Here is a 25,782-nt window from a genome sequence, read left to right on the forward strand (position 1 = left end):
CACCTTATTCCGCGTCGCCCTGCAGGCGGCGCTGCCTGACGGCCGCCGCCAGGTTTTCCAGCACGGCCACGCTGGCGCTCCAGTCGATGCAGCCATCCGTGACGGACTGGCCATAGATCAGTTCCTTGCCCGGAATCAAATCCTGGCGGCCCGCCACCAAGTGCGATTCCACCATCACGCCGACGATGCGGCCATCGCCGCCGGCCACCTGGCTGGCGATATCGGCACACACGGGAATCTGGTTTTCCGGTTTTTTCGAGCTGTTCGCATGCGAGGCGTCGATCATCAGGCGCGCCGCCAGGCCTTGCGCGGCGATCGCCTTGCACGCCTCGTCCACGCTGGCCGCGTCATAGTTCGGGGTTTTTCCGCCGCGCAAGATGATGTGGCAATCCTCGTTGCCGTTGGTCGAGACGATGGCCGAGTGGCCGCCTTTCGTGACGGACAGGAAATGGTGCGGCTGCGAGGCGGCCTTGATGGCTTCCACGGCGATTTTCACATTGCCGTCCGTGCCATTCTTGAAGCCGACCGGACAGGACAGTCCCGACGCCAGCTCACGGTGCACCTGCGACTCCGTCGTGCGCGCGCCGATGGCGCCCCAGCTGATCAGGTCGGCGATGTATTGCGGGCTGATCACGTCGAGGAACTCCGTGCCGGCCGGCAAGCCCAGCTCATTGATATCGCGCAACAGTTCGCGCGCCATGCGCAAGCCGTCGTTGATGCGGAAGCTGTTGTCCATGTACGGGTCGTTGATCAGGCCCTTCCAGCCCACCGTGGTGCGCGGCTTCTCGAAGTAGACGCGCATGACGATTTCCAGTTCGCCCGCGAAACGCGCGCGTTCCTTGACCAGCAGGCGCGCATATTCCATCGCCGCCTTGGTGTCGTGGATGGAGCAAGGCCCGATCACCACCATCAGGCGGTCGTCCTGGCCATGCAGGATACGGTGCAGGGCAATGCGGGCGCTGGCGGCAGTCTGTTCGGCTTGCTCCGAGCAGGCAAATTCGCGGATCAGGTGGGACGGCGGGGTCAGTTCCTTCATTTCGCGAATGCGCAAATCATCGGTGCGGGGCATCATTTTCTCCAAAATTTAAGGAAGGGTAAAACATCTGGGTAAAAAAAAACCGCCATCGGTGGCGGTTTTTTAGAATTTGCTGGGATCTCGTTTTGCTGCTACGTGAACCGACCGCTACTCCACCGCCTTTGGGTTGGAATTGCTAAAGTAAAAATAAGCGGTAAAAAAGTGGCGAGCGAACATGCGAGTCATCCGTAAGTGATGAACGACTATAAACCTAAATTGCAAGGGTTGGCAAGCATATTTGTCGGCAAAGCCGCATGCCGCTGCCGTTTTACACTGCATAACCCGCAAAAAAGCATAAAAAGTTGCGCGCTGTGAATCTCGCCGCGACTCTGCATCCCCGGCGCCACCGTTGTGCCCGTCGTGGCAACCACGCCACGCCAGCCATTCTATCGACGACAAGCGGGGCACTCCTTGATCCAGGTCTAGTCCCGGCGTCGCCGCACGGACAAAACTCAAGGACGTATCGACGACCTTTGACTGCCTGACCTTTCCGGAGAACCGCATGATCCCTACACCATCCTTGCATTCCGCTGCCTTTTCACCACCCAGACTGGGCCTGGCACTGGCCAGTGCACTGCTGAGCCTACCCGTCCTGGCGCAGGACGCCGCGCCGATTGCGCGCGTGGAAATCACCGGCTCGAACATCCGCCGCGCGCAGGCGGAAACGGCGTCGGCCGTGCAAACCCTGAGCGCGGCCGACATTGAAAAATCGGGCAAGTCCAGCGTGGCCGAACTGCTGCAGACCCTGGCCGTCGACAACCAGGGCTCCGTCCCCACCACCTTCGGCAACGGCTTTGCCGCCGGCGCCTCCGGCGTGTCGCTACGGGGCCTGGGTACGGCCTCGACCTTGGTGCTGCTGAATGGCCGCCGCGTCGCGCCATATGGCCTGGCCGACGACGGGCAGAAGGTGTTTGCCGACCTGAACATCATTCCCCTGGAAGCCGTGGAACGGGTGGAAATCCTCAAGGATGGCGCCTCGGCCATCTATGGTTCGGACGCCATCGCCGGCGTCGTCAACGTGATCCTGCGGCGCGACTACCAGGGCACGGCCATCAAGGGCAATTACGGCAAGACGAAGGAGTGGGACGGGCGCGACGCGCGCGCCGCCATCACGCACGGCTTCGGCGACATCGACACGGACCGCTACAACGTGTTGCTGAACCTCGAGTACAGCGAAAAGGCCGCCATCTGGAACCGCGACCGGGCCGGTCGGGGCGCCGTCGGGCGCAGCGACTTGCGCGACCTGGGCTTCAGCGCGCAGGAAACCCTCAGCGGAGCGGGCGCCATCACCACCAACAATGCGGCCGGCAGCGCCGTCAACGGCAATGTGCGCAATCCCGACACGCTCGACTACTACAACCGCGGCAACCTCGCTGGCGCGGGCTTTACGCGCACCTTCCCCGGCGCCGCCTGCGGCAATTTCACGACTCACCCGCAGGGCGATCCGGGCGGCGGCTGCCTGACCGATGCCGCGCAGCAATATGGCCAGATCCAGCCCAAGCAAAAGAACATCAATTTCTTCGGCCGCGGCGCCTGGCAACTGACGCCGGAGCTGCAAACGTATGCCGAGCTGAATCTGTATCACAGCGAATCGCACTCGGCCACCACGCCCTCGACGGTCAGCGGCTCGGTCGGCTATCCGGGCGGCCCCGTCAGCAATGCGGGCGTGTCGCTGGGCGCCGCCCACCCGGACAATCCGTATTTCGGCACGGCGGCGCGGCTGCGCTACCTGGCGGCCGACGTGGGGCCGCGCCTGTCGGAAGTCACATCCACCTTCATGCGCTTTGTCGCCGGCATCAAGGGCAGCGTGGCGGGCTGGGATATCGACAGCGCCCTGCTGTACTCGCAGAACAAGGTGTCGAACGACCTGGACGGCTACCTGCAGCGCGACGTCGCCTTCGCCCTGCTCAACCCGAGCGCCACCAATGTGGAGCGGGCCAGCCTGAACCCCGCGTATGCGGCCCTGCCGGCCGGCAGCCTGTGGCGCATCGCGGAAAACGCGAGCCTCAATTCGTGCGAGCTGTACGCGGCCCTGTCGCCGCGCATCTCGAACGACGCCAAGACGCATATCGCACAGATCGACTTCAAGGCCAGCCGCGAGGTGGCCAAGCTCGACGGCGGCGGCCTGGGCGTGGCCGTAGGCGCGGAATTCCGCCACGAATCGACGGAACTCAAGCCCACCACGGGCACGGAACGGGGCAATATCATTGGTCTCGGCTATTCCGCCTACAAGGGCAGCCGCAACGCGTCGGCCATCTATGCCGAGGTGCTGGCGCCCGTGCTGAAGAGCGTGGAACTGTCGGGTGCCCTGCGCGCCGACCATTTCACCGACGTGGGCAACTCCTATACGCCGAAAGTGGGCGTGAAATGGACGCCCGTGCGCGAACTGGCACTGCGCGGCACCTTCGCCAAGGGCTTCCGCGCCCCCAGCGCGGCGGAAAACGGCGTCGGCGGCCTGGCCGCGTTCTCCACCGCCAGCGATCCGCTGCGCTGCGCACTGGGCGTGGAAGCGGCCTGCGATCCGGCTTCCATCGCCGTCATCACCTCCCCCAATCCGAAGCTGTCGCCCGAACGTTCGCGCAGCTATTCCGTGGGCGCCGTGTGGGACCCGTTGCCGCGCACCAGCATTTCCGTCGACCTGTGGCAAATCCGCCGCAAGAATGAAATCAACCAGGAGCAAACGGACACGGCCATCGCCGAAGGCCATGTGGCGCGCGACCCGTCGACGGCCACCGGCATCGCCGGCGATCCGGGCGCCATCACGGCCGTGCTGGCCAATTATGTGAATTCGGCGCAAACGACGGTGCGCGGCATCGATATCGACGCGCGCCAGCGCTTCAGCCTGGGCAGCGACTATGGCAACCTGACCTTCGACCTGAAGTGGACGCATCTGTACAAATGGCTGCGCACGGAACAGGACGGCACGCAGCGCGATTTTGCCGGCACGCATGGCAATTGCGACGTATCCAACTGCATGGGCACGCCGGCTGACCGCGTCAACCTGGGCGCCACCTGGGAACGCCAGAACTGGCGCGTCACGGCCAACGTCAACTACCGCGCCCACCTCGACAATGTGCTGTTCAAGAACGACCCCGACGGCTGCGCCACGCACTTCGCCGACGGCACGGACGCGCCGCGCGGCTGCCGCATCGCCTCGTTCACCACGGTGGACCTGACGGCCCGCTGGCTGGCCACGCCCAAGCTGGAAGTGTTTGCGACAATACAAAACCTGTTCGACAAGATCGCCCCGCTCGATCCGCTCACGTATGGCGCCACGGGCTACAACCCGCTCGACTACGCGGGCGCGGCGGGACGCTTCATCAGTGCGGGGGTGAAGTACAAGTTCTGAATTTCGTCATATTTTCAACGTATCAGGCGTTTCAGGAACCGTAGCGAGCAAGCCCAATATTGGGTTGAGTAGCGCAGCTGTACTTCAGGTACAGCGAGCAACGCAAACTCAAGAGTGGGCTGCGCAGTAGGTTCCTGAAATGGCGATCTAAGCCGTGCCGCCGACGGTAATGCCGTCCAGGCGCAAGGTCGGCTGCCCCACGCCCACGGGCACGCTCTGCCCTTCCTTGCCGCACACGCCCACGCCCGAGTCCAGGCGCATGTCGTTGCCGATCATGGAGACGCGGTTGAGCACGTCCGGGCCATTGCCGATCAGGGTCGCCCCCTTCACCGGGTAGCTGAGTTTGCCATTTTCAATCATGTACGCTTCGCTGGCCGAAAAGACGAACTTGCCATTCGTGATGTCGACCTGGCCGCCGCCGAAGTTGACGGCATATAAGCCGTTTTTGACGGAGGCGAGGATCTCGCCCGGGTCCTTGTCGCCGCCCAGCATGTACGTATTCGTCATGCGCGGCATGGGCAGGTGGGCGAACGATTCGCGGCGCGCATTGCCCGTCACGGGCATCTTCATCAGGCGCGCATTCATGGTGTCCTGGATGTAACCCTTCAGGATGCCATCCTCGATCAGGGTCGTGCACTGCGTGGGGTTGCCCTCGTCATCGATATTCAACGAGCCGCGCCGGCCAGCCAGGGTGCCGTCGTCGACCACGGTGACGCCCTTGGCGGCCACGCGCTCGCCGATGCACCCGGAAAACGCGGACGAACCCTTGCGGTTGAAATCGCCTTCCAGGCCATGGCCGATGGCTTCGTGCAACAGGATGCCGGGCCAGCCCGGGCCCAGCACGATGGTCATGGGGCCGGCGGGCGCCGGGCGCGCTTCCAGGTTCACCAGGGCCGAATTGACGGCGTCCGCCGCGTATTGTTCCAGCACGGCATCACTGAAATAGTCATAGCTGTAACGCCCGCCGCCACCTGCCGAGCCCGTTTCGCGGCGGCCATTCTGTTCCGCGATCACCGTCAGCGAGACGCGCACCAACGGGCGGATGTCGGCTGCCAGCACGCCGTCGCTGCGCAACACCAGCACCACGTCATATTCGCCGGCCAGGCCCGCCATCACTTGCACGACCCTGGGATCTTTCGCCCGCGCCATCTTTTCCACGCGTTCGAGCAATTGCACCTTGGCCGTGGCATCCAGCGAGGCGAGCGGATCGTTGGGCAGGTACAAGGACCGTCCGCCCTGCGGCTGCATCTGGCCCGCGATCTTGATCCTGCCGGCGCCGGCGCGCGCAATCGTGCGCGTGGCCGCAGCCGCTTCCAGCAGGGCACGCTCGGAAATGTCGTCGGAATACGCAAACGCCGTCTTGTCGCCGGACACGGCGCGCACGCCCACGCCTTGGTCGATGGAAAAACTCCCCGTCTTGACGATGCCCTCTTCCAAGCTCCAGCCTTCGCTCTTGGTCGACTGGAAATACAGGTCGGCATAGTCGACCTTGTGCGTAAACATCGTGCCCAGGGCTTTCAACAGCTTGTCTTCGTCCAGGCCGAACGGCGTGAGCAGGATCTCGCGCGCCACGGCCAGGCTGGACAGATTGGGTTCAAATGGCTTCATAACTTTGCACTCGCTAATTATATTCAACTCATTCTCAGTACCTGACAGAAGCGTAGCGAGCGGCAGTGATTTGTGGCCGAGAAGCGCAGCCGTGCTTGAGCACGGTGAGCATCGCAGGCCGCAAAGCGCGACGCGCAGTAGCTTATGTCAGGTACCCTCACATAGTGCGGTGCGCCAGGGCTGGCAAGGATTCGCGCACGCCGGCCAAAAACACCAGGTCGATCTCGCCGCTCACCACGCCCTCGCCTTCGGGCAACACGGCTTTCACTTCGCCCCACGGGTCGATCAGCATGCTGTGGCCCCACGTGCGGCGGCCGTTCGGATGCAAGCCGCCCTGCGCCGAGGCCAGCACATAGCACTGGTTTTCGATGGCGCGCGCGCGCAGCAGCACTTCCCAGTGGGCGCTGCCCGTCGTATGGGTAAACGCGGCCGGCACGACGATCAGCGCGCAATCGCCCATGGCGCGGTACAGTTCGGGAAAGCGCAAGTCATAGCAGATGGACAGGCCGACCCGGCCGAACGGGGTCTCGATCGAACGCACCTGCGCGCCCGGCACGATGGTGCGCGATTCATTGTACGACTCGGCGCCGCGCGTAAAACCGAACAGGTGGATCTTGTCGTAGCGGCCGGCCGGTTCGCCTTGCGGGTCATACACCAGCGTGGTGTTGAGGACCTTGCCCTCCTCGCCGGAAATCAGGGGCAAGGTGCCGCCGATCAGCCAGATGCCGTGCTGGCGCGCCATCTGCGCCATGCCATCCTGGATGGGGCCGCTGCCGGGCTGTTCCGCATGGGCCAGCTTGTCCGTTTCCTGCTTGCCCATGATGGCCCAGTACTCGGGCAACACCACCAGCTGCGCGCCACCGGCGGCGGCCTGCGCCACCAGGCGGCGCGCCGTGGCCAGGTTGTCTTCCACGGAAGGTGAGGAAATCATTTGTACTGCTGCGACTGTATGCATCATTGCCACCTCTTCTCCATTCGAACGCCGCGCCTATTTCGCCACGGCCTCCGCCGCTGCGGCGGCAGGCACGGCGACAGGGTCCAATTTACCACCATCGAGCTTGGTCACGACGGGCGCTTTCCACGGCCCGGCGATCTGCATATGGTAAGTGAGCGCCTTCATCACGGGCGCGCGCAGGAACAATTGCGCCAGGAAACTACCCAGGCCGATGACGGGGTTGACGGCCAGCGCGTACACGAGCGGCCCCGTACCCAGGTTGAATTCCGGAATCACCACCACGTGCAAATTCGTCGTTTCATTGGCGATATCGGCCGTGCCATCCATCAGCACGGTTGCCGCCACGCCATGCATCTTGAGGTTATCGGTGCTCACCACGCCGCGCTTGATGCTGGCGTTGGCCGTGATGCCGTCGAAGGCCAGGCCTTCGGAAAACACGTCGTGGAAATCGAGTTTCAGCAAGCGGGGCAAGGCTTGCAGGCTGAGCACGCCCAACAGCTTGGCCGCGCCCGGATCCTGCTTGAGGAACTGGCCCGATTCCACGTTCATCTCGATCTGCCCCGACAAGGTGGGGATGTCGAGCGAATACGGCAAGCCGTTCCAGGCGATGTCGCCGCTCAGGCGGCCCTTGCCGCGGCGCACCGTGTCGGCAAAGCCGAAGCGGTCGAGCAACTTGCCCGCATCGACGATATCGAGGCCGAAACGCAGGCTGGTCGTGCTTTGCCCATCCTTGATGACCCATTTGCCATTGCCGCTCAGGGCGCCATCGGGATTCGACAGTTGCAGCTTGCCCACGCGCCACTCGCGCCCGCCCGCCGCCATGGTGTTATAGGCCTGCAACTCCAGCCGGCCGATCTTCTTGTTGAACAGTTCAAATTGCTCGGCGACGATATCGAGCGAAGGAATCGACTGGGCGCCGTTCTTTCCCTCCAGCAAATTCTTCACATCGTTGGCGGCCGACTCCGGAATGATCAGCGACGACAGGCGCGCCGTCATCTTGCCCAGGCCGGACGGCGTTTCCAGCCAGGTCACATAGCCTGACACTTGTTTTGCATCAATATTAGCTTGCCACACATCCTTCTGGTGCGTGGCGCCCACGACCACGTTTTCCAGCTTGCGCTCGCCCAGCATCAGTTCGCTGGCACGGGCGGCCATCATGTCCGGCACCACGTATTGCGCGATATCGGGGGCATCGTCGGCGGCGCCGCTGTCGGCGGATGCCGAGCCGCTGCCGGCGATCTCGCTGCCGGCGGCGATCCAGCTGTCCACGTCCAGGGTTTTCATGTTGACGTTGAACATCATGCCGCTGTCCGGTTCCGGCGCCGGCACGTTCACGCCGATGCCGCCGCGCACCAGGCGCCAGGCGTCCTTGCCCTGCTTCTGGCGCTGGTAACGCGCGGCAATGCCGGATCCCAGCGCGATGCGGATATCGTCCGTGCGCAGGCCCGCGCCGTTGGCCGCATTGCCCGTCAAGGTGAATTTCACGGGCAGGCTGTCGCCGGCCGGCTTTTTCAGGGGGGCGGGGAAATCCAGGCCCAGGCCCGTCAGCGGCGATTCGACATTGACCACCACCTGGTGGTCGCGCGCCGTGATCAAGCCGCTGTAGCGCGCGCCGCCGTTCAAATGTTTCGCCAGGCGCTGCAGCACGGGCGCCGGATACGTCTTGCGCAAGCCGTCGATGGTCATGTTGCCGGCAATCTTGACCTGGATGGAACTGTCCGCCTGCGTGCCGCCCGAGATGGCCAGCGGCCCGCCCAGCAGGCTGCCGTTCAAGCCGTTCAGGTTGACGCCCTTTTCGTTGAATTCGATCTTGCCCTGCGTACCCAATACGGGCGGCATGTCGTGGAACAGCACCACGTCGTTGCCCGCCAGCTGCAAGCTGCCCTGCACGGTCGATTCGAGCATGCGCTCGATCGGCAAGTGCAATTTGAGGGCCAGCCTGGCGTTGCCCGTCGCCGTCGTTTCATCCGTGAAATGCTCGATCCAGCCCAGCACGGGGCTGGCCGTCACGTACTTGAGGAATTCCTGCATGGGGCCGGCCGCGTTGCCTTCAATGTCGAGCAAGGTGTCGAACACGGTCAGGTCGGGGATCACGGCTTTGACATTCGTCAAGGCCACGCCGCCCGTGGTGGCCGTGTCGCCGCGGATTTCCATGCGCGCCCGTTCAAACACGAAACTGCCCTTGATCTTGTCCGCCTGCGGCCAAAGGGGCGCCTTGCCGGCCAGCGGGCCGCTTTCCGCAAATTCGCCGGGCGCGTAGTTCAGGGTGCCATTCTCGAGCTTGCCGGCCACGCGGAAATCGCCCCGATTGCGCTGGGCGGGCGTGTCGGCCTTGAAGGGGAAATGCTCGAGTTCGCCGCGCAGGCGCAGGCTGACGTCGCGCGCCACGCCGCCTTCCAGCGCCCCCGTCAGCCAGTGGCGCAGGTGTTCGGGCGTTTGCAGCGGCAGGTAACGGCCGATGGTGTTGATCTGGAAATTGTCTATCGTGCCCGTCAAGTCGACCTGGCCCAGGTTCTTGCCGTCGAGCGGCATGCGGTGCGTGCCTTGCAAGGCGACGCGCAAGCCTTGCTGATTGAAGTCGAGCTTGTCCAGCTCGACTTGCAGCATATTCTCCGCTTCAAACGTCCAGCGCGCCTGCATGACGAATTGTTCGAACGGCATGGCCGGTTCGCTCAGATACGATGGAAACTGCAGTACCAGGTCTTGCGCATCGATAGCGATGCTGCCGCCCTTGTCGTTGGCGTCGATGGTGCCGCTGAGTTTGTCGAAGCCGGGAATGGCCGGTGCGGCTGCCTGCGCGGGGCTGCTGGCCGTCTTCGCCACGGCCAGGCGCGCTGGCTGCGCATTCAGGCCCAGGTCGATGAGCTTGCCGCGCAGCCGGTAGCTGGCCGGTGTCGCCATCTCGCCTTCCCATTGTGCCGAGAAATCCTGCAAACGCCCGCGCGGCGCCAGGGCGTCGAGGCGCTGGCGCTGCTGCTCGCCCAGCGGCAGCTTGTCGGCCAGCGCGGCCAGGGTTTGCAAATCGAGCGACTTGGCCGTGATTTCCGTGCGCGCCGGCTTGCGCTTGGTGGCGGCAATGAAACGTTCGGACAGGGTCGTGGGTGGCAGGCTGAGGCCGTCGCGTGTTTCTACCGCGAAATTCGTCAACTCCACCTGATGGCCATTCGCGCCAAAGGTGGGCTTGCCGTCCGGCACCTGCGCCGACAGCTCTTCTTTTGCCGAAATGCGCCCGCTGACCGACAGCAAGTCGAGCGGGGCGATATGCTCGCCCAGCTGCGCCTGCACATCCGTCAAGCCCACGTCGGCCGTGAAGCCGGCCAGGCGCGCGTGATCCAGGCTCAACCAGGCGCGCAAGGCCCCCTTGCCCTGGCTCAGCTCGAACGGGTAATCGAGGTAGCGGCGCCAGGCGGCCAAGTCGGCGTTTTTCAGGTCCGCATACAGCTCGCCCTTCCACATCGACACATCCGAGATGCGCGTGCTGAAAGGCGGATGCGTGAAGTGAGCGCGCACATCGATGGGTGCGGCCAGGCTGGCGGGCGGCGTGGCCTGCAAGCCCAGCCGGTGGCTGCGCCAGCGGTTGCGCAGCAGCAAGTTGACCTGGGTTAAAGCCAGCTCCGGCGTGCCGCGCGCTTCGTCCGTCCAGCGCACCTTGCCGTCGCGAATGATGATGTCATGCTGCGACAGCAGCCAGTCGGCGCCCTTGCCGTCGCTGCCCTGGCTGCTGTCGACGAGCACGCCGGCCACATACAGCTTGCCATCCATGCTGCGCCGCACGTCCAGGTCGGGCCGCGTGATTTCCAGGGTAGTGAAGCGCACGGAACCGAGCACGCTCCACCATGACACAGTCGCCGAAATGCTCGGCAGGCTCAGCGCCTGGCGCCCCGCCTGGTCGCGCAGGGTCACGTCGCCGAGGAAGAGGTTCGGCCGCACACCATGCCAGGAAGCATAAATGCGCGCGATACTGACAGGGTTGCCCAGCGCGCGGCTGGCCGCCCGCTCGATATCGCCTTTGTAATAGTCGATATTCGGCAAGATGGCGTAGCGCAGGAATAAAAACAGCACGGCGAAGGCGAAATACGCCAGCAGCACCAGTTTGATGGTAAAACCCAATACATGGTGGGTGGCCAGGTTGGCCATGCGATAGGCGGCACGCAGCCTCTGCCAGCGCAGGGCCAATGGCACATGTTCTGTCACGCTTGCTTCTGGCGGTTTTTGCATCAATAAGCTAATAAACTGGCCCGGCGTCAAATAATGGCAAAAATCGTCTGCATTCGTGGTGCGCGCCTGCATCCTTGCGCTTGCGTCTGAGCAAAGCCTCCCTTACCATCGTCCGGAAGAGCACGCACTACCGGCGGTATACGGCCAGCGGCACAATTTTACCGCATCCCCCGCCGTTCGCAGCCAAGTTAAACAAGAACATGCACGCAGCATCCACGAGACCCTTACCGATACCATGAGCACACAGCCTTTGATTTCCGCCTCCCGTTTCTACCAGCGCTGGCTGGACGCCGCCCCCGAGCGCGCCGCGCAGGTGGCGCAACTGGTGCGCGCGCCGCTGGACGGGCTCGACTTTGCCGCCGAGCTGGCCGCCCAGGCGAACGCCGCCACGCCGCCGCTGCCGCCCGAACGGGCCATGCGCCGCCTGCGCAACCTGCTCGTCTGCGGCCTGATCGCGCGCGATCTTGGCGGCCAGGCCGACTTGAACGAAGTCGTGACCGCCATGACGGGTTTTGCCGATTTCGCCATCCGCACGCATGTGGACGCCATCATGGCCGAGATGGTGGCCCTGCACGGCATGCCCGTCGGCGAGGAATCGGGCGAGGAACAAGCCTTGATGGTGCTGGCGATGGGCAAGCAGGGCGGCGGCGAGCTGAACGTCTCGTCGGACATCGACCTGATCTTTGTCTACCCGGAAGATGGCGATACGCAAGTCACCTTGCCGGGCCAGCGCAGCCTGTCCAACCACGAGTTTTTCATTCGCATGGGCAAGAAACTGATCGCCGCCCTGGCGGAGATCACGCAAGACGGTTTTACTTTCCGTGTAGATATGGCCCTGCGTCCGAACGGCAATTCCGGCCCGCTGGCCGCCAGCCTGGGCATGGTGGAACAGTACCTGATCGTGCAAGGGCGCGAATGGGAGCGCTACGCCTGGGTCAAGGCGCGCGCCGTGACGGGCAAGCCGGAAGACATCGCCGCGCTCGACGCCATCGTGCGCCCCTTCGTCTTCCGCCGCTACCTCGATTTCGGCGTCATCGATGCCATCCGCACCATGCACGGCCAGATCCGCGCCGAGGTCAACCGCCAGGAGCGGCTGCACCCGGACCGCAGCAATAACGTCAAGCTGGGCCGTGGCGGCATCCGCGAAATCGAGTTCCTCGCGCAAGTGTTTCAATTGATACGGGGTGGGCGCGACGCCGAGCTGCGCGAACGTTCCACGCGCGCCACCCTGCGCACGGTGGCGGACAAGGGGCTATTGGAGCCGGCCATCGTGGAACAATTGCTGGGTTCCTACACTTTCCTGCGCAACCTGGAACACCGGCTGCAGTATCTTGACGATGCGCAAACCCATACCTTGCCCGCGAACGAGGCCGACCGCCTGACCGTGGCGCAGATGATGGGTTTACCCGACACGCCCACCCTGCTGGCCCAGCTGGAAGCGCACCGCGTGTTTGTTGCCGGTCAATTTGACGAAATGTTCAGCGACAAGAGCAGCGGCACGCCGCCGGCCGACACGGGCATCGACCCGCAAACGTCGAACGACTGCGCCGCCTCGGATCAGCAGGAAGCCATCGAGGCGCGCTTCGCCGCCCTCGGCTTCCATGAACCGGCCGCCTGCGCGCGCCGCCTGCTGGCCACGTGGCAGGCGCCCCGTTTGCAATCCTTGCCCGAGGCGAGCCGCACGCGTTTGGTGGCCCTCGTCAATTCCGCCCTGCCCCTGATCACCGATTGCTCCGTGTCCAACGGCAACGCCAGCCAGCTGGCCACCCTGGGCCGCCTGCTCGATTTCCTGGAGGCGATCGCGCGCCGCTCGGCCTATCTGTCGCTGCTGACGGAATACCCGCATACGCTCGAGCGCGTCGTGCGCATGGTGTGCGCCAGCGGCTGGGCCGCCACCTTCCTCACGCAGCACCCGATCCTGCTCGACGAGCTGCTGGACGAGCGCATCCGCAATACGGTGCCTGACCCGGCCGCGCTGGCGCTGGACTTGCAACGCCAGCTCGACGACGCGCCCGGCGACACGGAGCGGCAGATGGATATCCTGCGCGAAACACACCACGCGCAGCTGTTCCAGTGCCTGGCGCAAGACCTGGCAGGCGACCTGAGCGTGGAAAAGCTGGCCGATTACCTGTCCCAGCTGGCCGACATCATCGTCGCCGCCACCGTGCAAGCCGTCTGGCAAACCTTGCCTACGCGCCACCGCGAGGTGCCGAAATTCGCCGTCATCGCGTACGGCAAGCTGGGCGGCAAGGAGCTGGGCTATGTCTCGGACCTCGACGTCATCTTCCTGTTCGACGACGACGACCAGGAAGCGCCCGGCCTGTACGCCAAGCTGGCGCAGCGCTTCATTACCTGGATGACCTCGCACACCTCGGCCGGCATTTTGTTCGATATCGACATCGCCCTGCGTCCCGACGGCGCCTCGGGCATGCTGGTTTCCAGCGTGCAAGCGTTCGAGCGCTACCAGGGCAGCGCGGCCTGGGTGTGGGAACACCAGGCGCTGACGCGCGCGCGCTTCTGCGCCGGCGATGTCGGCATCGGCAAGCACTTCGAGCGCATCCGCGACACGATCCTGCGCAAGGAAAGGCCGGAAAACGGCCCCCTCAAGGGCGAAGTGGTGGCCATGCGCAAGAAGATGCTGGACGCCCACCCATCCCGCCCCGGCAACTTTGATTTGAAACAAGATCCGGGCGGCATGATCGACATCGAGTTCATGGTGCAATACCTGGTGCTCCAGCATGCGGCGCAGTACCCGCAGCTGACGGCCAACTCGGGCAATATCGCCCTGCTGCGCCTGTGCGGCGAACTGGGGTTGATCGACGCCCAGCTGGCCGCCCTGGTAGCCGACGCCTACCGCGCGCTGCGCAAGCTGCAGCACCAGCTGCGCCTGCAAGGACAGGACCTGGCCCGCGTGGAACCGGAAAGAGTGCGCGTGCATGCGGACAACGTCATGCGCCTGTGGCAAGCCATCTTCGGCGCCACCGCCTGAGGCCGGCCCGGGCATGCCGCTTCATTACCTGTCCCGCCTGAGCGGATCGGCGCGCGATACGCAAGCCAATCTGCAGCTGGGCTGCGTGCTGGCGCTGGTGGCCGGCGCCGTGAATGCAGGCGGTTTTCTCGCCATCGGCGGCTATACCTCGCACATGACGGGCATCGTCTCGGGCATGGCGGATGACTTGGCGCTGGGCAATATCACGCTGGCCCTGGCGGCGCTGGGCGCATGGCTGGCCTTTGTCAGCGGCGCGGCCGTGACGGCCATCATGGTGAACTGGGGCAAGCGGCGCCGCCTGCACAGCCAGTTTGCCGCCAGCCTGCTGCTGGAAGCGGCCTTGTTGCTGCTGTTCGGCTTGACGGGCAATTACCTGGCCACCATGCCCGACGTGCTGGGCCCCGTCACCATCTTGCTGCTGTGCTTTGTGATGGGTTTGCAAAACGCCATCATCACCAAGATTTCGGGCGCCGTCATCCGCACCACGCACGTGACGGGCCTGTCCACCGACATCGGCATCGAACTGGGCAAGATGGCGTATTACAACCGGCGTCACCTGCCGGACCGGATGGTCAAGGTCAACCGCGGCAAGCTGAGAACCCACAGCCTGCTGATCGCCTGCTTCTTCATCGGCGGCGTCAGCGGCGCCCTGGCCTTCAAGCACATCGGATTTCCTGCCGCCACCATCCTGCTCGCCGGCGCGCTGACCCTGCTGTCGGGCGTGCCCGTGCTGCGCGACCTGCGTCTTCTATGGCGCTTTTACCGGCGCCGCCTGCACGCCTGGCGTTAGCAGGAATATTTTTCTTTATGACAATAAATTACTGATTTTAATGCTAATATTTTTCTGCGTCTGGCCGGTTCACCATGCCTGCCGTGGCGGCCTTTTGATTTGACACCCTACCGTTGTCCAATGATGAAAGCGAGAAAAATGATTTCCATTAAAAAATCCCTGTTTATCTTTGCCATCGCCGTCGGCGCCGCACCTTCGTTCTCCAGCACGGCCGCCGTGCGCGCGTGGATTCCGTCGGAAAACTGCGACTACATCCTCAACATGTGCGACCAGGGCGTCGAGGCGTCGTGCGAGCAGTGGCGCAACCAGTGTGAACCCAAGGAATAAGCTGGCAACAGACGAAAAAAAACGCCCCGAAGGGCGTTTTTTGTATGCTAGCCAGGAATTACTTGGCCGACATCAGTGCAACGGTGGTGTCGAGCATGCGGTTCGAGAAACCCCACTCGTTGTCATACCACGACGACACTTTTACCAGGCGGCCCGACACTTTGGTCAGGGTCGAATCGAAGTTCGACGACGCCGGGTTGTGGTTGAAGTCGATCGAGACCAGCGGTTCGGTCTGGTACGTCAGGATGCCTTCCAGGGCGCCTTCCGAAGCGGACTTCATCAGCGCGTTGACTTCTTCCACGGTGGTGTCGCGCTTGGCGATGAAGGACAGGTCAACCAGCGACACGTTGATGGTCGGCACGCGGATGGCGAAACCGTCCAGCTTGCCATTCAGTTCAGGCAGCACCAGGCCCACGGCGGCAGCGGCGCCCGTCTTGGTCGGGATCATGCTCATGGTGGCCGAACGGGCGCGACGCAGGTCTTCATGCATCACGTCGGACAGCACCTGGTCGTTGGTGTAGGCGTGCACGGTGGTCATCAGGCCCGTTTCGATGCCGATGGCGTCGTTCAGCGGCTTGACCAGCGGTGCCAGGCAGTTGGTGGTGCACGAAGCGTTCGAGATGACGGTGTCCGTCGATTTCAGCACGGAGTGGTTCACGCCGAACACGACGGTAGCATCGACGTCCTTGCCGCCTGGTGCCGAAATGATGACTTTTTTCGCGCCGCCCTTCAAGTGAGCCGAAGCTTTCTCTTTGGTGGTGAAGAAGCCCGTGCATTCCAGCACGACGTCCACGCCCAGCTCGCCCCATGGGATTTCAGCCGGGTTGCGCTGTGCGAATACGCGGATCGGATCGCCATTGACGATCATGTTGTCGCCTTCGACGGTGACCGTGCCCGGGAACTTGCCGTGCGCGGTGTCGTAGCGGGTCAGGTGGGCGTTCGATTTGGCATCGCCCAGGTCGTTGATGGCAACGATCTGGATATCCTGTTTCTTGCCGCCTTCGTAGAAAGCGCGCAATACATTACGGCCGATGCGGCCGTAGCCGTTGATTGCAACTTTGATCGTCATACTCTGCTCCTGATTAAAAAAAAAGGTATCAGCACAGCACCCCGGTCAGCACATGACCAGGGTCTGCTCAAAATCAATATTAGCCAGCGATAACGGCTTTAACCTTGGCTACGACATTCTCGACCGTGAAGCCGAAGTGCTTGAACAGCACACCGGCCGGAGCCGATTCGCCAAACGTGTCGATACCGACCACGGCGCCTTCCAGGCCCACGTATTTGTACCAGAAGCTGGTCACGCCCGCTTCGATGGCCACGCGCGGCACGCCTTTCGTCAGCACGCTGGCCTTGTAGGCGGCGTCCTGGCGGTCATACACGTCGGTCGACGGCATCGACACCACGCGCACGGCGATGCCTTCGGCAGCCAGCGCGCTGGCGGCGGCGACGGCCAGTTCCACTTCGGAACCGGTGGCGATCAAGATCGCCTTGGCATCGGCCACGTCGTTCAGCACATAGCCGCCGCGGTAGATGTTCTCGATCTGTTCGGCGCTACGCTCCTGGTATGGCAGGTTCTGGCGCGAGAAGATCAGGGTCGACGGACCATCCTTGCGGCGCACGGCGGCGCCCCAGGCAGCAGCCGACTCGACGGTGTCGCACGGACGCCAGTTGTCCAGGTTCGGGATCAAACGCATCGACGAGACGTGCTCGACCGATTGGTGCGTCGGGCCGTCTTCGCCCAGGCCGATCGAATCGTGGGTGAACACGAAGATCGAACGCAGTTTCATCAGGGCAGCCATGCGCAGCGCATTGCGGCTGTAGTCGGAGAACGTCAGGAACGTGGCGCCGAACGGAATGTAGCCGCCGTGCAAGGTAATGCCGTTCATGATGGCGCTCATGCCGAATTCGCGCACGCCGTAGTTGATGTGGTTGCCAGGCTGGCCCGAACGCACGGCTACGCACTCTTTCCAGTTGGTCAGGTTCGAACCGGTCAGGTCGGCCGAGCCGCCCAGGAATTCCGGCAGGGACGACGCCAGCGCCTGGATGGCGTTCTGGCTGGCCTTGCGGGTGGCGATGTTTTCTTTCTTCTCGACGCAGGAAGCGATGGCGGCCGACAGCGCCGTTTCAAACGCGGCGGGCAAGTCGCCCTGCATGCGGCGGCTCAGTTCAGCGGCTTGCTGCGGGAATTCGCGACCGTAGGCGACGAAACGCTCGTTCCAGTCCGCTTCCAGCAGGGCGCCTTGCTTCTTGGCATCCCAGGCTGCATACACGTCGGCCGGCATCTCGAACGGGGCGGCATCCCAGCCGATGTATTCGCGCACGGCGGCGATTTCCTTGTCGCCCAGCGCAGCGCCGTGGACCTTGTCGCCGCCTTGCAGGTTCGGCGAACCCTTGCCGATGATGGTCTTGCAGCAGATCAAGGTTGGCTTGCTGGCCGTCTTGGCGGCGGCGATGGCGGCAGCCACGGCGGCAACATCGTGGCCGTCGACGGCGCGGATGACGTTCCAGCCGTACGCTTCGAAGCGGGCCGGGGTGTCGTCCGTGAACCAGCCTTCGACTTTGCCGTCGATGGAAATGCCGTTGTCATCGTACAGGGCGATCAGTTTGTTCAAGCCCAGGGTGCCGGCCAGCGCGCACACTTCGTGCGAAATACCTTCCATCAGGCAACCATCGCCCACGAACGCGTAGGTGTAGTGGTTGACGATATCGTAGCCAGGCTTGTTGAATTCAGCGGCCAGCAATTGCTCCGACAGCGCCATGCCGACGGCGTTGGCGATGCCCTGGCCCAGCGGGCCGGTGGTCGTTTCCACGCCTGGCGTGACATCGACTTCCGGGTGGCCCGGGGTTTTCGAATGCATCTGGCGGAACGCCTTGATGTCATCCATCGACAGTTCGTAACCGGTCAGGTGCAGCAGCGCGTAGTGCAGCATCGAGCCGTGGCCGTTCGACAACAGGAAACGGTCGCGGTTCTGCCATTTTGGATTCGCGGGATTGTGGCGATAGTGACCGCTCCACAGGGCAACTGCGATCTCGGCCATGCCCATCGGCATGCCTGGATGGCCGGAATTGGCCTTTTGTACAGCGTCCATTGCCAGTGCGCGGATCGCATTGGCCATTTTGGTAGTCGGGAGCGTAGTTGTCATGATGGTATGGGTCAGTCGCGAGTTTGGAATTCGTTTGCAACAGCACGGACAGGGAAGCCGGCTGCTTTCTGTGGTCAAGTATTTTACCAGACTGGGGGGCCGCAAATTAGAATTGCGGCGTACTGGCCCGCCAAATGGCTATACTTTGACGTCTTTCCACCCCACTTATACCCCCGTTGAGGATTTGCATGCCGCGTTTTTTCTGTCCCCAGCCGCTCGTTGCCGGCACCACCATCGCCCTGCCGGAGGCTGTCGCCCACCATATCCAGGTCGTGCGCCTGGCGCCGGGCGACGTGATCACCCTGTTCAATGGCGAAGGGGGCGAAGTGCAGGCGAGCCTGGTGACGGTCGCCAAGCGCAGCGTGACGGCTGAAATCCAGACGCACGTGGCGCGCGAAGCGGAGCTGCCGTATGCCGTGACCCTGGCGCAGGCCTTGCCGGAAGCGTCCAAAATGGACTGGATCATCGAAAAAGCCATCGAACTGGGCGCGGCGGGCATCGTGCCGCTGTCGGCGCAACGGTGCGTCGTGCGCCTGTCCGCCGAGCGGGCCGAGAAAAAACTTGCACATTGGCAAGGCATTATCGTTTCCGCTTCGGAACAATGCGGGCGCAACCGCCTGGCCCAGCTGGCGCCATTGCAGGATTTCAATCACTGGAGCCGCCAGCAAGATTTGCATAAACGCATCATTTTGACGCCGCGCGCGGAGCAGTCGCTGGCCGACTGGGCCCGCCACCAGCCGCCGCAGGCGATCACCGTGATGGTGGGCCCGGAAGGCGGCTTTTCGGAAGCGGAAGAAAAGGCAGCGCTGGCCGCCGGCGCCATCGGCCTGGCCATGGGCCCGCGCATCCTGCGCACGGAAACGGCAGGCCTGACGGCGCTGGCCACCCTGGCGGCATTGTGGGGCGGGATGTAAGAGGCCAGAAACCATATTGAAGGCAACGCCGGGGGCGCTCCCACGCCTGCCGTGGACATAGCCAAAAAAAATGCCGCCCCCTGTCTGACAGGGCGCGGCATTTTTACTGAAATCGTGTCTTTTGCAAGCCGCCGGCAAGCCGGCGGCCATCACACAATTAGAACTTCTTGTTGAACTCAGCGGTGAACTTCATCGAACGAGGTGCGGTGTAGCTCAGTACCGATTCATACAGAGCATAGCGTCCCTGGTTGGTGTTGTAACGCTCGACCACTTTTTGCGTGGTTTGCGTGTCGAACACATTGAAGATGTCCAGTTTCACAGACAGGCCTGGCACATACGCTGGTTTGTACGCCACGTTCAAGTCCAGGTTTTTGTCCCATGGCAGATTGCCCACGGTGCCACGTGGCGAAGGAACGTTCTGATTGCCAGTTGCACCGAAGCAATAGTGCGAAGCGGACTGATAGTTAAAGCCGATGTCGTCTGCCGACTGCGTGTTCGGATTGGTACCGACGCACGAACGTGGGCGGCCCGAAGCGAGCAAGGCGGCTGCACCCACGGTCCACTCTGGGGTCAGGTCGTAGAAGCCATAAGCCTTGATCTGATGCTTACGATCATTTGGCAGGCGGCCATCCGCATAGCGCATCAGTGCTGCGTAATCCCAGGTCTGGGTAGCGGCAACGTCTGCCTGACCAGTCGTGGTATCGGACAGCGTCTGACCTTCGGTATTGCCGCTGCTGCGCGACAGGGTGTAGTTGACCTTACCATACCAGCCGTTACGGTATGGATGCTCAGCAAACACATCAAGTGCAGCGTAAGTACGCTTGGCCTTGTCGAAGCCCAGGTCTTCCTTCGTCAGGTGGACGCGGGTGTAGTTGGACTGCGTACCTGCGAAGTCAACCAGGAAATCATTTGCTTCGCCCGGGTTGAACGATGCGCAGTTAAAACCGCCGTAGTTCGAAGTATCGATACCGTTACGCTTGGCGTATTTTGCAAACACGCGGCCGTCGCAGAAGTCATCGATCGTCGATTTCAGGGTACGGTAAGTAACCTTGGCACCGAAATTCAGGCTAGGGTTGTAGGCCTTTTCAAAGCCCAGGGTCAACTCATCCTGGAACGATGGCTTCATGTCCAGTGCAGCAACGGTTTTCGGATCTTTTGCTTGACCGAATTCGTTGTTTGCAGACAAGACACCCGTCAACTGGGTCAAGCCCGTTGGCGCACCATGTGCATCCGTACCCGTGTAAGCGTAGTACTGGTTGGTGTTCAGCGAACCGTTTGCACCGCGCAGAGCGATCACGGTTGGCATTTGCAGGGTGTAACGGCCAGCGCTACCGAATACTTTGAACGATGCATCGCCGTTCACGTCCCACACTGCTGCTACGCGTGGAGCGTATTGGTTCTTCATCTCAATATACTTGGTGCCGTCCTGGTTGGCATTGTAGAAGCCTTCGCGACGCAGACCTGCGGTCAGCAACACGTCCTTCGTCACTTGCCAGCGATCTTCAATGTACTGAGCATCCTGACCAGCGAAAGCATTCGATACGGTCGAGGACAGAACACGCGACACATAATAACCTTGCGATGCGAGCGGGCCCTTGCCTGCCAGCGCGCCAACTTGGCCGCCAGGAACGTCAAATGGCTTGCTAGCATCTGGTGTCCTGCCGTACAGCCACAGTGCGCCACCGGCCAGAGCGTCGCCAGCATCTGCCGAGGACATCTTGTTATTGTCCAGACCAGCACGCAGGGTGTGGTTGCCAATCTTGTATTCCAAATCCAGACGCTTGGACGTTACGCGGTCGATCGAACCATTGACTGGTTGATTGGTCGAGAACGGCTGGCCGCCCGTGTAGTTCAAGCCTGGCGCCTGATCCGCCTTTGCCGCGGTCACTTGTGCCAGCGTTGGATCGTAGCCCGTAGGCTCATAGATATGCTTGGCGCGCGACTGGCCATACAGGGCCGTGACGGTCAGGTTATCGGAAATGTTACCAACGTAGCGCGCAATGTTGGCTTCGCCGCCGTTCGGGTTGAATGGGCCGTATTCTTCGTGGGTAGACGAATTGACCTTGCTGCCGACGGCGCGGGTATCGTATTTGTACGAACGGAATTGCGTATCGGTCTCTGGCAAGTCACCGATCGTGGTGAACTCGATACGATGATTATCGGAAATATTCCAGTCCAACTTACCGAAGTAGCGCTGCGTGGTGGTCTTGTAGTCACGCCAGCCGTTACTATCGTTAGTCAGCGCGGTACGGCCGCCGAAGACGCCATTGCTTTCGGCGCGAGTTTGTTCCAGTGCAACGAAACCGAACAAGGTATCCTTGATCAGCGGACCACCAACATAGGCGGAGTACTGTTTTTGCTCGAATTCATTGTCTTCGCGGCGAATACGCAGGGTCCCGTCTGTTTGCGGGAACGCGCCGGTATTGGCGTAGTACATGTCACGCGACTTGGCGCGCAACGACTTCGGTGCGATCGAGACCAGGGCACCGGCTTCCCAGGTGTTGGTACCGGATTTGGTCGTGACGTTGACCACGCCGCCAACCGAACGGCCAAATTCAACGCCGTAACCGCCCGTCAAAACTTGAGCCTGAGCGATCGCGCCAAATGGCAGTTCCATCGCGCCCAACTGCGACAGCGGGTTGGTTACCGGGAAACCGTTGATGTAGTAGGCATTTTCCGAAGCGCCGCCACCACCGAAGCTGGCTCCGGCTGGATAGGTCGGATCGCCACGGGTGGTATTCGGGGAGAGTTGAACGATTGCCTCGACGTTACGTGCGATCGGCAACTTGTCCAGCTCGCGCGCGGTAAAGGTCGCGCCATTGGTCGAGCTCGAGATATCGATGCGGTTGCGACGACCCGTCACTTGCACGGCCTGAACGCCGCCAGCAACAGGGAAAATCGCCTCGACGCCTTGACCGGCCAGCACTTCCAGCGACGTGGTGCCAACAACCGATTCGCCCTTCTTCAGCGTCACGGTATAGGTGCCGATAGGCAGACTCGTGGCACGGAATGAACCGTTTGCATCAACTGCCGTGGAACGCGTCTGGTTGGTACCATTGTTTTGCAACACGACGGTATCGCCAGCGCCGCTGCCGACCTTACCAAAAATACTACCTGCTGCGTTCGACTGCGCCATGACGGGAGCAACGACCATGGCGGACATGGCGCCGGCGCTGAAGGCCAGCGCCAGCGCACGAACTAAAACTGTTTTTCTCAACATGTGGTTTCCTAATTATTAGATTAAGCGTCTCTGGTAGAGTTGCTTGGTAAATTTTAAGCACTAAATCATGTTTAATACGTTTTTATTTCCGGTTTTAGTTTTTGATGATTTGACACTCTCCCACCACTGATATGGCAGGCTTCAGACAAAACAGGAAAAACCTACTTGCCTAAGCGATACATAAAACCATATGCGATTGTTCACTGTCAACATAGTAGGAAAATATGATGCAAAGATACAACAAAAATGAATGGCGCCGGACAATGGCAAATGCGTCCAAGATTGTGCGGCAATGCACCAATTTGATGCACTGCAAAAAAACGCATATTAATATGCGAAAAATTATTGTTTGAAAACACACGACGTTGCGCTCGCCTCCCGCCCATGGCCAGAACGTGGAATACCTGCCATGGCGCTCCTGCAGCCCTTGAAGCGCCGCCTTCCGAGCATGCGAAGCATGCGGGATGGCGGCAGACCTGTTGCAGATTGACAACACCCGATGGAATTGAACTATTCAAACCTGAAGTTTTCAATTACATTGTATGAATACTTCTCACGGAGTTATTTGCGTTTGAATATAAGTTATTAGACGTACCAACGATTATCAGTATCCGGAAATAGAATTTCCATATTCATTATCAGAATAAAAAAATAAATAGAAACACACCCTGCATTCGCCCCTCCGAAAAATAAAAAAATCAGCGCCATCAAAAAATCCATATCTGGGCAATCAGGACATATAACGCAATAACGCAATGCCCTTATTTCTCGATGAGAATCGCAGGGAATAACATCTGCAGTTATTGCATACAATAATCTGGAATTAAAAACAGGTTTTGATGGCCGGCGCCGGCTCGCAGCTTCCCTCCCATGCGCGCATGGTTAAATGTGGCAACGCCAGCAGCACGCTGACCCGCCATGCCACGATGGCAGCCTTCCCGCGGCTGCGGAACATCTCCTCTCCCCGCATCGCTGCAGCACCTCTTGTCCATTCAACTTGGCCAGAAAATTCATAATTTGCCTATACATATTGATATTCAACTTCTTATCGCAGCTTCAAAAATCGTCCGATCAACAAGCATGTAATTTGATATCGCAACAACAGCGCACCGTGCACAAAATGGGCAATATCTAAAAACAGGCAACGGCCCCGGCCATCAAGCCTTCGGACAAAGTCAGCCTGTCGCATTGCCCATGCCTGCCGTGGCGGCGAAACGACAGGCTGGCGCACCAGAATGGTGCGCTGCGGAAGCGCGCTGTCGTGCCGCGCCATCGCGTCAGGCATCGGCGCGAACGCGGCGTCAGGAGACGCGCCGCTTCCCCTGCGGCACCCGGCCGCCGATAACGCCCATGCGGCAGGAAAATGGCCCGACATCCGCCCAGGCCGCCATGCATTGCCTGCAAGAAGGAGTAAAATGCCGCCTTGCGCCGCGCCACGCGGCTGCCCACTCTCCGCTAGATACGGAGCCCTGCACTTTTCGGATAGACACCATGCTGCGACTCAACGAAGTAAAACTCCCTCTCGAACACGACGAAGCGGCCCTGCCCGCCGCCATCCTGGCGCGCCTGGGCATCGCTGCGGCCGATTTGCTCGGCTTTACCGTCTTCAAACGCAGCTATGACGCGCGCAAGCGCAGCGCCGTGGTGTTGATTTACTCGCTGCATGTCGAGATCAAGAACGAAGCGGCCGTGCTGGCGCGCCTGAGCCACGACATCCACCTGATGCCCGCGCCCGACACCGACTACAAATTCGTCGCCGGCGGCGAACAGCTGGCTGGCCACACCAATGAACCGCGCCCCATCGTCATCGGCACGGGCCCGTGCGGCCTGTTCGTGGCGCTGATCCTGGCGCAGATGGGCTTGCGCCCCCTCATCCTGGAACGGGGCAAGCAGGTGCGCGAACGCACGGTCGACACCTTCGGCTTCTGGCGCAAGCGCGAACTCAATCCCGAATCGAACGTGCAGTTCGGCGAAGGTGGCGCCGGCACCTTCTCGGACGGCAAGCTGTACAGCCAGATCAAGGATCCCAAGCACTACGGCCGCAAGGTCTTGACGGAATTCGTCAAGGCGGGCGCGCCCGAGGAAATCATGTATGTGAGCAAGCCGCACATCGGCACCTTCCGCCTGGTCAAGATGGTGGAAGAAATGCGCGCGAATATCGAGCGGCTGGGCGGCGAATACCGTTTCAGCAGCAAAGTGGTCGATCTCGACATCGAGCCAGGCGCCGACGGCGGCCAGGTGCGCGGCGTGGTGCTGGACAATGGCGAAACCATCGCCAGCAACCACGTCGTGCTGGCCATCGGCCACAGCGCGCGCGACACCTTTGAAATGCTGCACAAGCGCGGCGTGTACATCGAAGCGAAACCGTTCTCGATCGGCTTCCGCGTGGAACACCCGCAATCCCTGATCGACAGCTGCCGCTTCGGCCCCAGCGCCGGCCACCCGATCCTGGGCGCGGCCGACTACAAGCTCGTGCACCACGCCAGCAATGGCCGTTCCGTCTACAGCTTCTGCATGTGCCCGGGCGGCACGGTGGTGGCGGCCGCCTCGGAACCGGGCCGCCTGGTGACGAACGGCATGAGCCAGTATTCGCGCAACGAGCGCAACTCCAACAGCGCCATCGTGGTCGGCATCACGCCGGCCGACTATCCGGGCGACCCGCTGGCCGGCATCGCCCTGCAGCGCGAACTGGAAGAGCGCGCATTTGCCCTGGGTGGCGGCAACTACGATGCCCCAGGGCAATTGGTCGGCGATTTCGTCGCTGGCCGCGCCTCGACGGAATTTGGCAGCGTGGTGCCGTCGTACAAGCCAGCCGTGCACCTGACGGACCTGGCGCCCTCGCTGCCCGAATACGCGATCACGGCGCTGCGTGAAGCGTTTCCGGCGTTCAACAAGCAAATCAAGGGCTACTACAAGGCCGACGCCGTGCTGACGGGCGTGGAAACGCGCACCTCGTCGCCGATCCGCATCAAGCGCCGCGACGACGACCTGCAAAGCCTGAACACGCGGGGCCTGTTCCCCGCCGGCGAAGGCGCCGGCTATGCGGGCGGCATCCTGTCGGCCGCCGTCGACGGCATCAAGGTGGCCGAAGCGGTGGCCCTGTCGATGGCGGCGCGCGGCTAGGCCACGCTGCCTCCGCCCTGCGGCGGGACGAAAAAAAACCGGCACCATGTGCCGGTTTTTTTATACCT

General features: G+C 62.0%; 13 protein-coding genes. 6 read left to right on the forward strand and 7 right to left on the reverse strand.

What is annotated here, in order from left to right:
* Positions 1–4 precede the first annotated feature (4 nt).
* Positions 5–1,069, reverse strand: a complete 1,065-nt coding sequence (aroG, locus tag VPH40_RS18590; protein ID WP_099665300.1) for a 3-deoxy-7-phosphoheptulonate synthase AroG — start codon at positions 1,067–1,069, stop codon at positions 5–7.
* A gap of 508 nt (positions 1,070–1,577) precedes the next feature.
* On the opposite strand from aroG, the gene VPH40_RS18595 reads away from it, so the two are divergent.
* Positions 1,578–4,424, forward strand: a complete 2,847-nt coding sequence (locus tag VPH40_RS18595) for a TonB-dependent receptor (RefSeq protein ID WP_328574171.1) — start codon at positions 1,578–1,580, stop codon at positions 4,422–4,424.
* A gap of 147 nt (positions 4,425–4,571) precedes the next feature.
* On the opposite strand, the gene tldD is transcribed toward VPH40_RS18595, so the two are convergent.
* The 3 genes from tldD to VPH40_RS18610 all read right to left on the reverse strand — a co-directional run bounded on the left by tldD (position 4,572) and on the right by VPH40_RS18610 (position 11,181).
* Positions 4,572–6,032, reverse strand: coding sequence for a metalloprotease TldD (tldD, locus tag VPH40_RS18600; protein ID WP_289899860.1), 1,461 nt, complete (start codon positions 6,030–6,032; stop codon positions 4,572–4,574).
* A 157-nt stretch (positions 6,033–6,189) separates the two neighbouring features.
* Positions 6,190–6,990, reverse strand: a complete 801-nt coding sequence (locus VPH40_RS18605) for a carbon-nitrogen hydrolase family protein (RefSeq protein ID WP_285817117.1) — start codon at positions 6,988–6,990, stop codon at positions 6,190–6,192.
* Between the two features lie 30 nt (positions 6,991–7,020).
* Complete coding sequence (locus VPH40_RS18610; RefSeq protein WP_328574172.1) at positions 7,021–11,181, reverse strand: YhdP family protein; 4,161 nt, start codon at positions 11,179–11,181, stop codon at positions 7,021–7,023.
* A gap of 259 nt (positions 11,182–11,440) precedes the next feature.
* On the opposite strand from VPH40_RS18610, the gene glnE reads away from it, so the two are divergent.
* The 3 genes from glnE (at position 11,441) to VPH40_RS18625 (ending at position 15,311) form a co-directional block, all read left to right on the forward strand.
* Entirely contained in the window at positions 11,441–14,194 is a 2,754-nt protein-coding gene (gene glnE, locus VPH40_RS18615) for a bifunctional [glutamate--ammonia ligase]-adenylyl-L-tyrosine phosphorylase/[glutamate--ammonia-ligase] adenylyltransferase (RefSeq protein ID WP_442906660.1), read from the forward strand.
* A 13-nt stretch (positions 14,195–14,207) separates the two neighbouring features.
* On the forward strand, positions 14,208–14,984 hold the full coding sequence (locus VPH40_RS18620) for a YoaK family protein (RefSeq protein ID WP_328574174.1): 777 nt from the start codon (positions 14,208–14,210) through the stop codon (positions 14,982–14,984).
* Between the two features lie 138 nt (positions 14,985–15,122).
* Positions 15,123–15,311 carry a hypothetical protein gene (locus VPH40_RS18625; RefSeq protein WP_328574175.1) on the forward strand — a complete coding sequence of 63 codons (189 nt, stop codon included), beginning with the start codon at positions 15,123–15,125 and terminating at the stop codon, positions 15,309–15,311.
* A gap of 58 nt (positions 15,312–15,369) precedes the next feature.
* On the opposite strand, the gene gap is transcribed toward VPH40_RS18625, so the two are convergent.
* Entirely contained in the window at positions 15,370–16,380 is a 1,011-nt protein-coding gene (gene gap, locus VPH40_RS18630) for a type I glyceraldehyde-3-phosphate dehydrogenase (RefSeq protein WP_046685413.1), read from the reverse strand.
* A gap of 79 nt (positions 16,381–16,459) precedes the next feature.
* On the reverse strand, positions 16,460–18,457 hold the full coding sequence (gene tkt / locus VPH40_RS18635) for a transketolase (RefSeq protein ID WP_289913314.1): 1,998 nt from the start codon (positions 18,455–18,457) through the stop codon (positions 16,460–16,462).
* A gap of 188 nt (positions 18,458–18,645) precedes the next feature.
* On the opposite strand from tkt, the gene VPH40_RS18640 reads away from it, so the two are divergent.
* Entirely contained in the window at positions 18,646–19,371 is a 726-nt protein-coding gene (locus tag VPH40_RS18640; protein ID WP_099665306.1) for a 16S rRNA (uracil(1498)-N(3))-methyltransferase, read from the forward strand.
* A gap of 157 nt (positions 19,372–19,528) precedes the next feature.
* Here the strand turns inward: VPH40_RS18640 and VPH40_RS18645 are convergent, their stop codons facing one another.
* The gene (locus VPH40_RS18645; RefSeq protein ID WP_099665307.1) at positions 19,529–22,591 is read right to left on the reverse strand and encodes a TonB-dependent receptor; all 3,063 of its coding nucleotides are present in this window, start codon (positions 22,589–22,591) and stop codon (positions 19,529–19,531) included.
* Positions 22,592–24,082: 1,491 nt separating this feature from the next.
* Here VPH40_RS18645 and VPH40_RS18650 point away from each other — a divergent pair.
* A complete protein-coding gene (locus VPH40_RS18650) occupies positions 24,083–25,714 on the forward strand; it encodes an NAD(P)/FAD-dependent oxidoreductase (RefSeq protein WP_328574176.1) in 1,632 nt (543 codons plus the stop codon).
* The last annotated feature ends 68 nt before the right edge of the window (positions 25,715–25,782 follow it).

Origin of the sequence: Janthinobacterium sp. P210005, from assembly GCF_036231865.1 — a bacterium.
Taxonomy (GTDB): domain Bacteria; phylum Pseudomonadota; class Gammaproteobacteria; order Burkholderiales; family Burkholderiaceae_D; genus Janthinobacterium; species Janthinobacterium kumbetense.

Coding starts and splice junctions, on each gene's coding strand:
- aroG (WP_099665300.1), bottom strand. CDS start 1,069: ATGCCCCGCACCGATGATTTGCGCATTCGCGAAATGAAGGAACTGACC.
- VPH40_RS18595 (WP_328574171.1), top strand. CDS start 1,578: ATGATCCCTACACCATCCTTGCATTCCGCTGCCTTTTCACCACCCAGA.
- tldD (WP_289899860.1), bottom strand. CDS start 6,032: ATGAAGCCATTTGAACCCAATCTGTCCAGCCTGGCCGTGGCGCGCGAG.
- VPH40_RS18605 (WP_285817117.1), bottom strand. CDS start 6,990: ATGATGCATACAGTCGCAGCAGTACAAATGATTTCCTCACCTTCCGTG.
- glnE (WP_442906660.1), top strand. CDS start 11,441: ATGAGCACACAGCCTTTGATTTCCGCCTCCCGTTTCTACCAGCGCTGG.
- VPH40_RS18620 (WP_328574174.1), top strand. CDS start 14,208: ATGCCGCTTCATTACCTGTCCCGCCTGAGCGGATCGGCGCGCGATACG.
- VPH40_RS18625 (WP_328574175.1), top strand. CDS start 15,123: ATGATTTCCATTAAAAAATCCCTGTTTATCTTTGCCATCGCCGTCGGC.
- gap (WP_046685413.1), bottom strand. CDS start 16,380: ATGACGATCAAAGTTGCAATCAACGGCTACGGCCGCATCGGCCGTAAT.
- tkt (WP_289913314.1), bottom strand. CDS start 18,457: ATGACAACTACGCTCCCGACTACCAAAATGGCCAATGCGATCCGCGCA.
- VPH40_RS18640 (WP_099665306.1), top strand. CDS start 18,646: ATGCCGCGTTTTTTCTGTCCCCAGCCGCTCGTTGCCGGCACCACCATC.
- VPH40_RS18645 (WP_099665307.1), bottom strand. CDS start 22,591: ATGTTGAGAAAAACAGTTTTAGTTCGTGCGCTGGCGCTGGCCTTCAGC.
- VPH40_RS18650 (WP_328574176.1), top strand. CDS start 24,083: ATGCTGCGACTCAACGAAGTAAAACTCCCTCTCGAACACGACGAAGCG.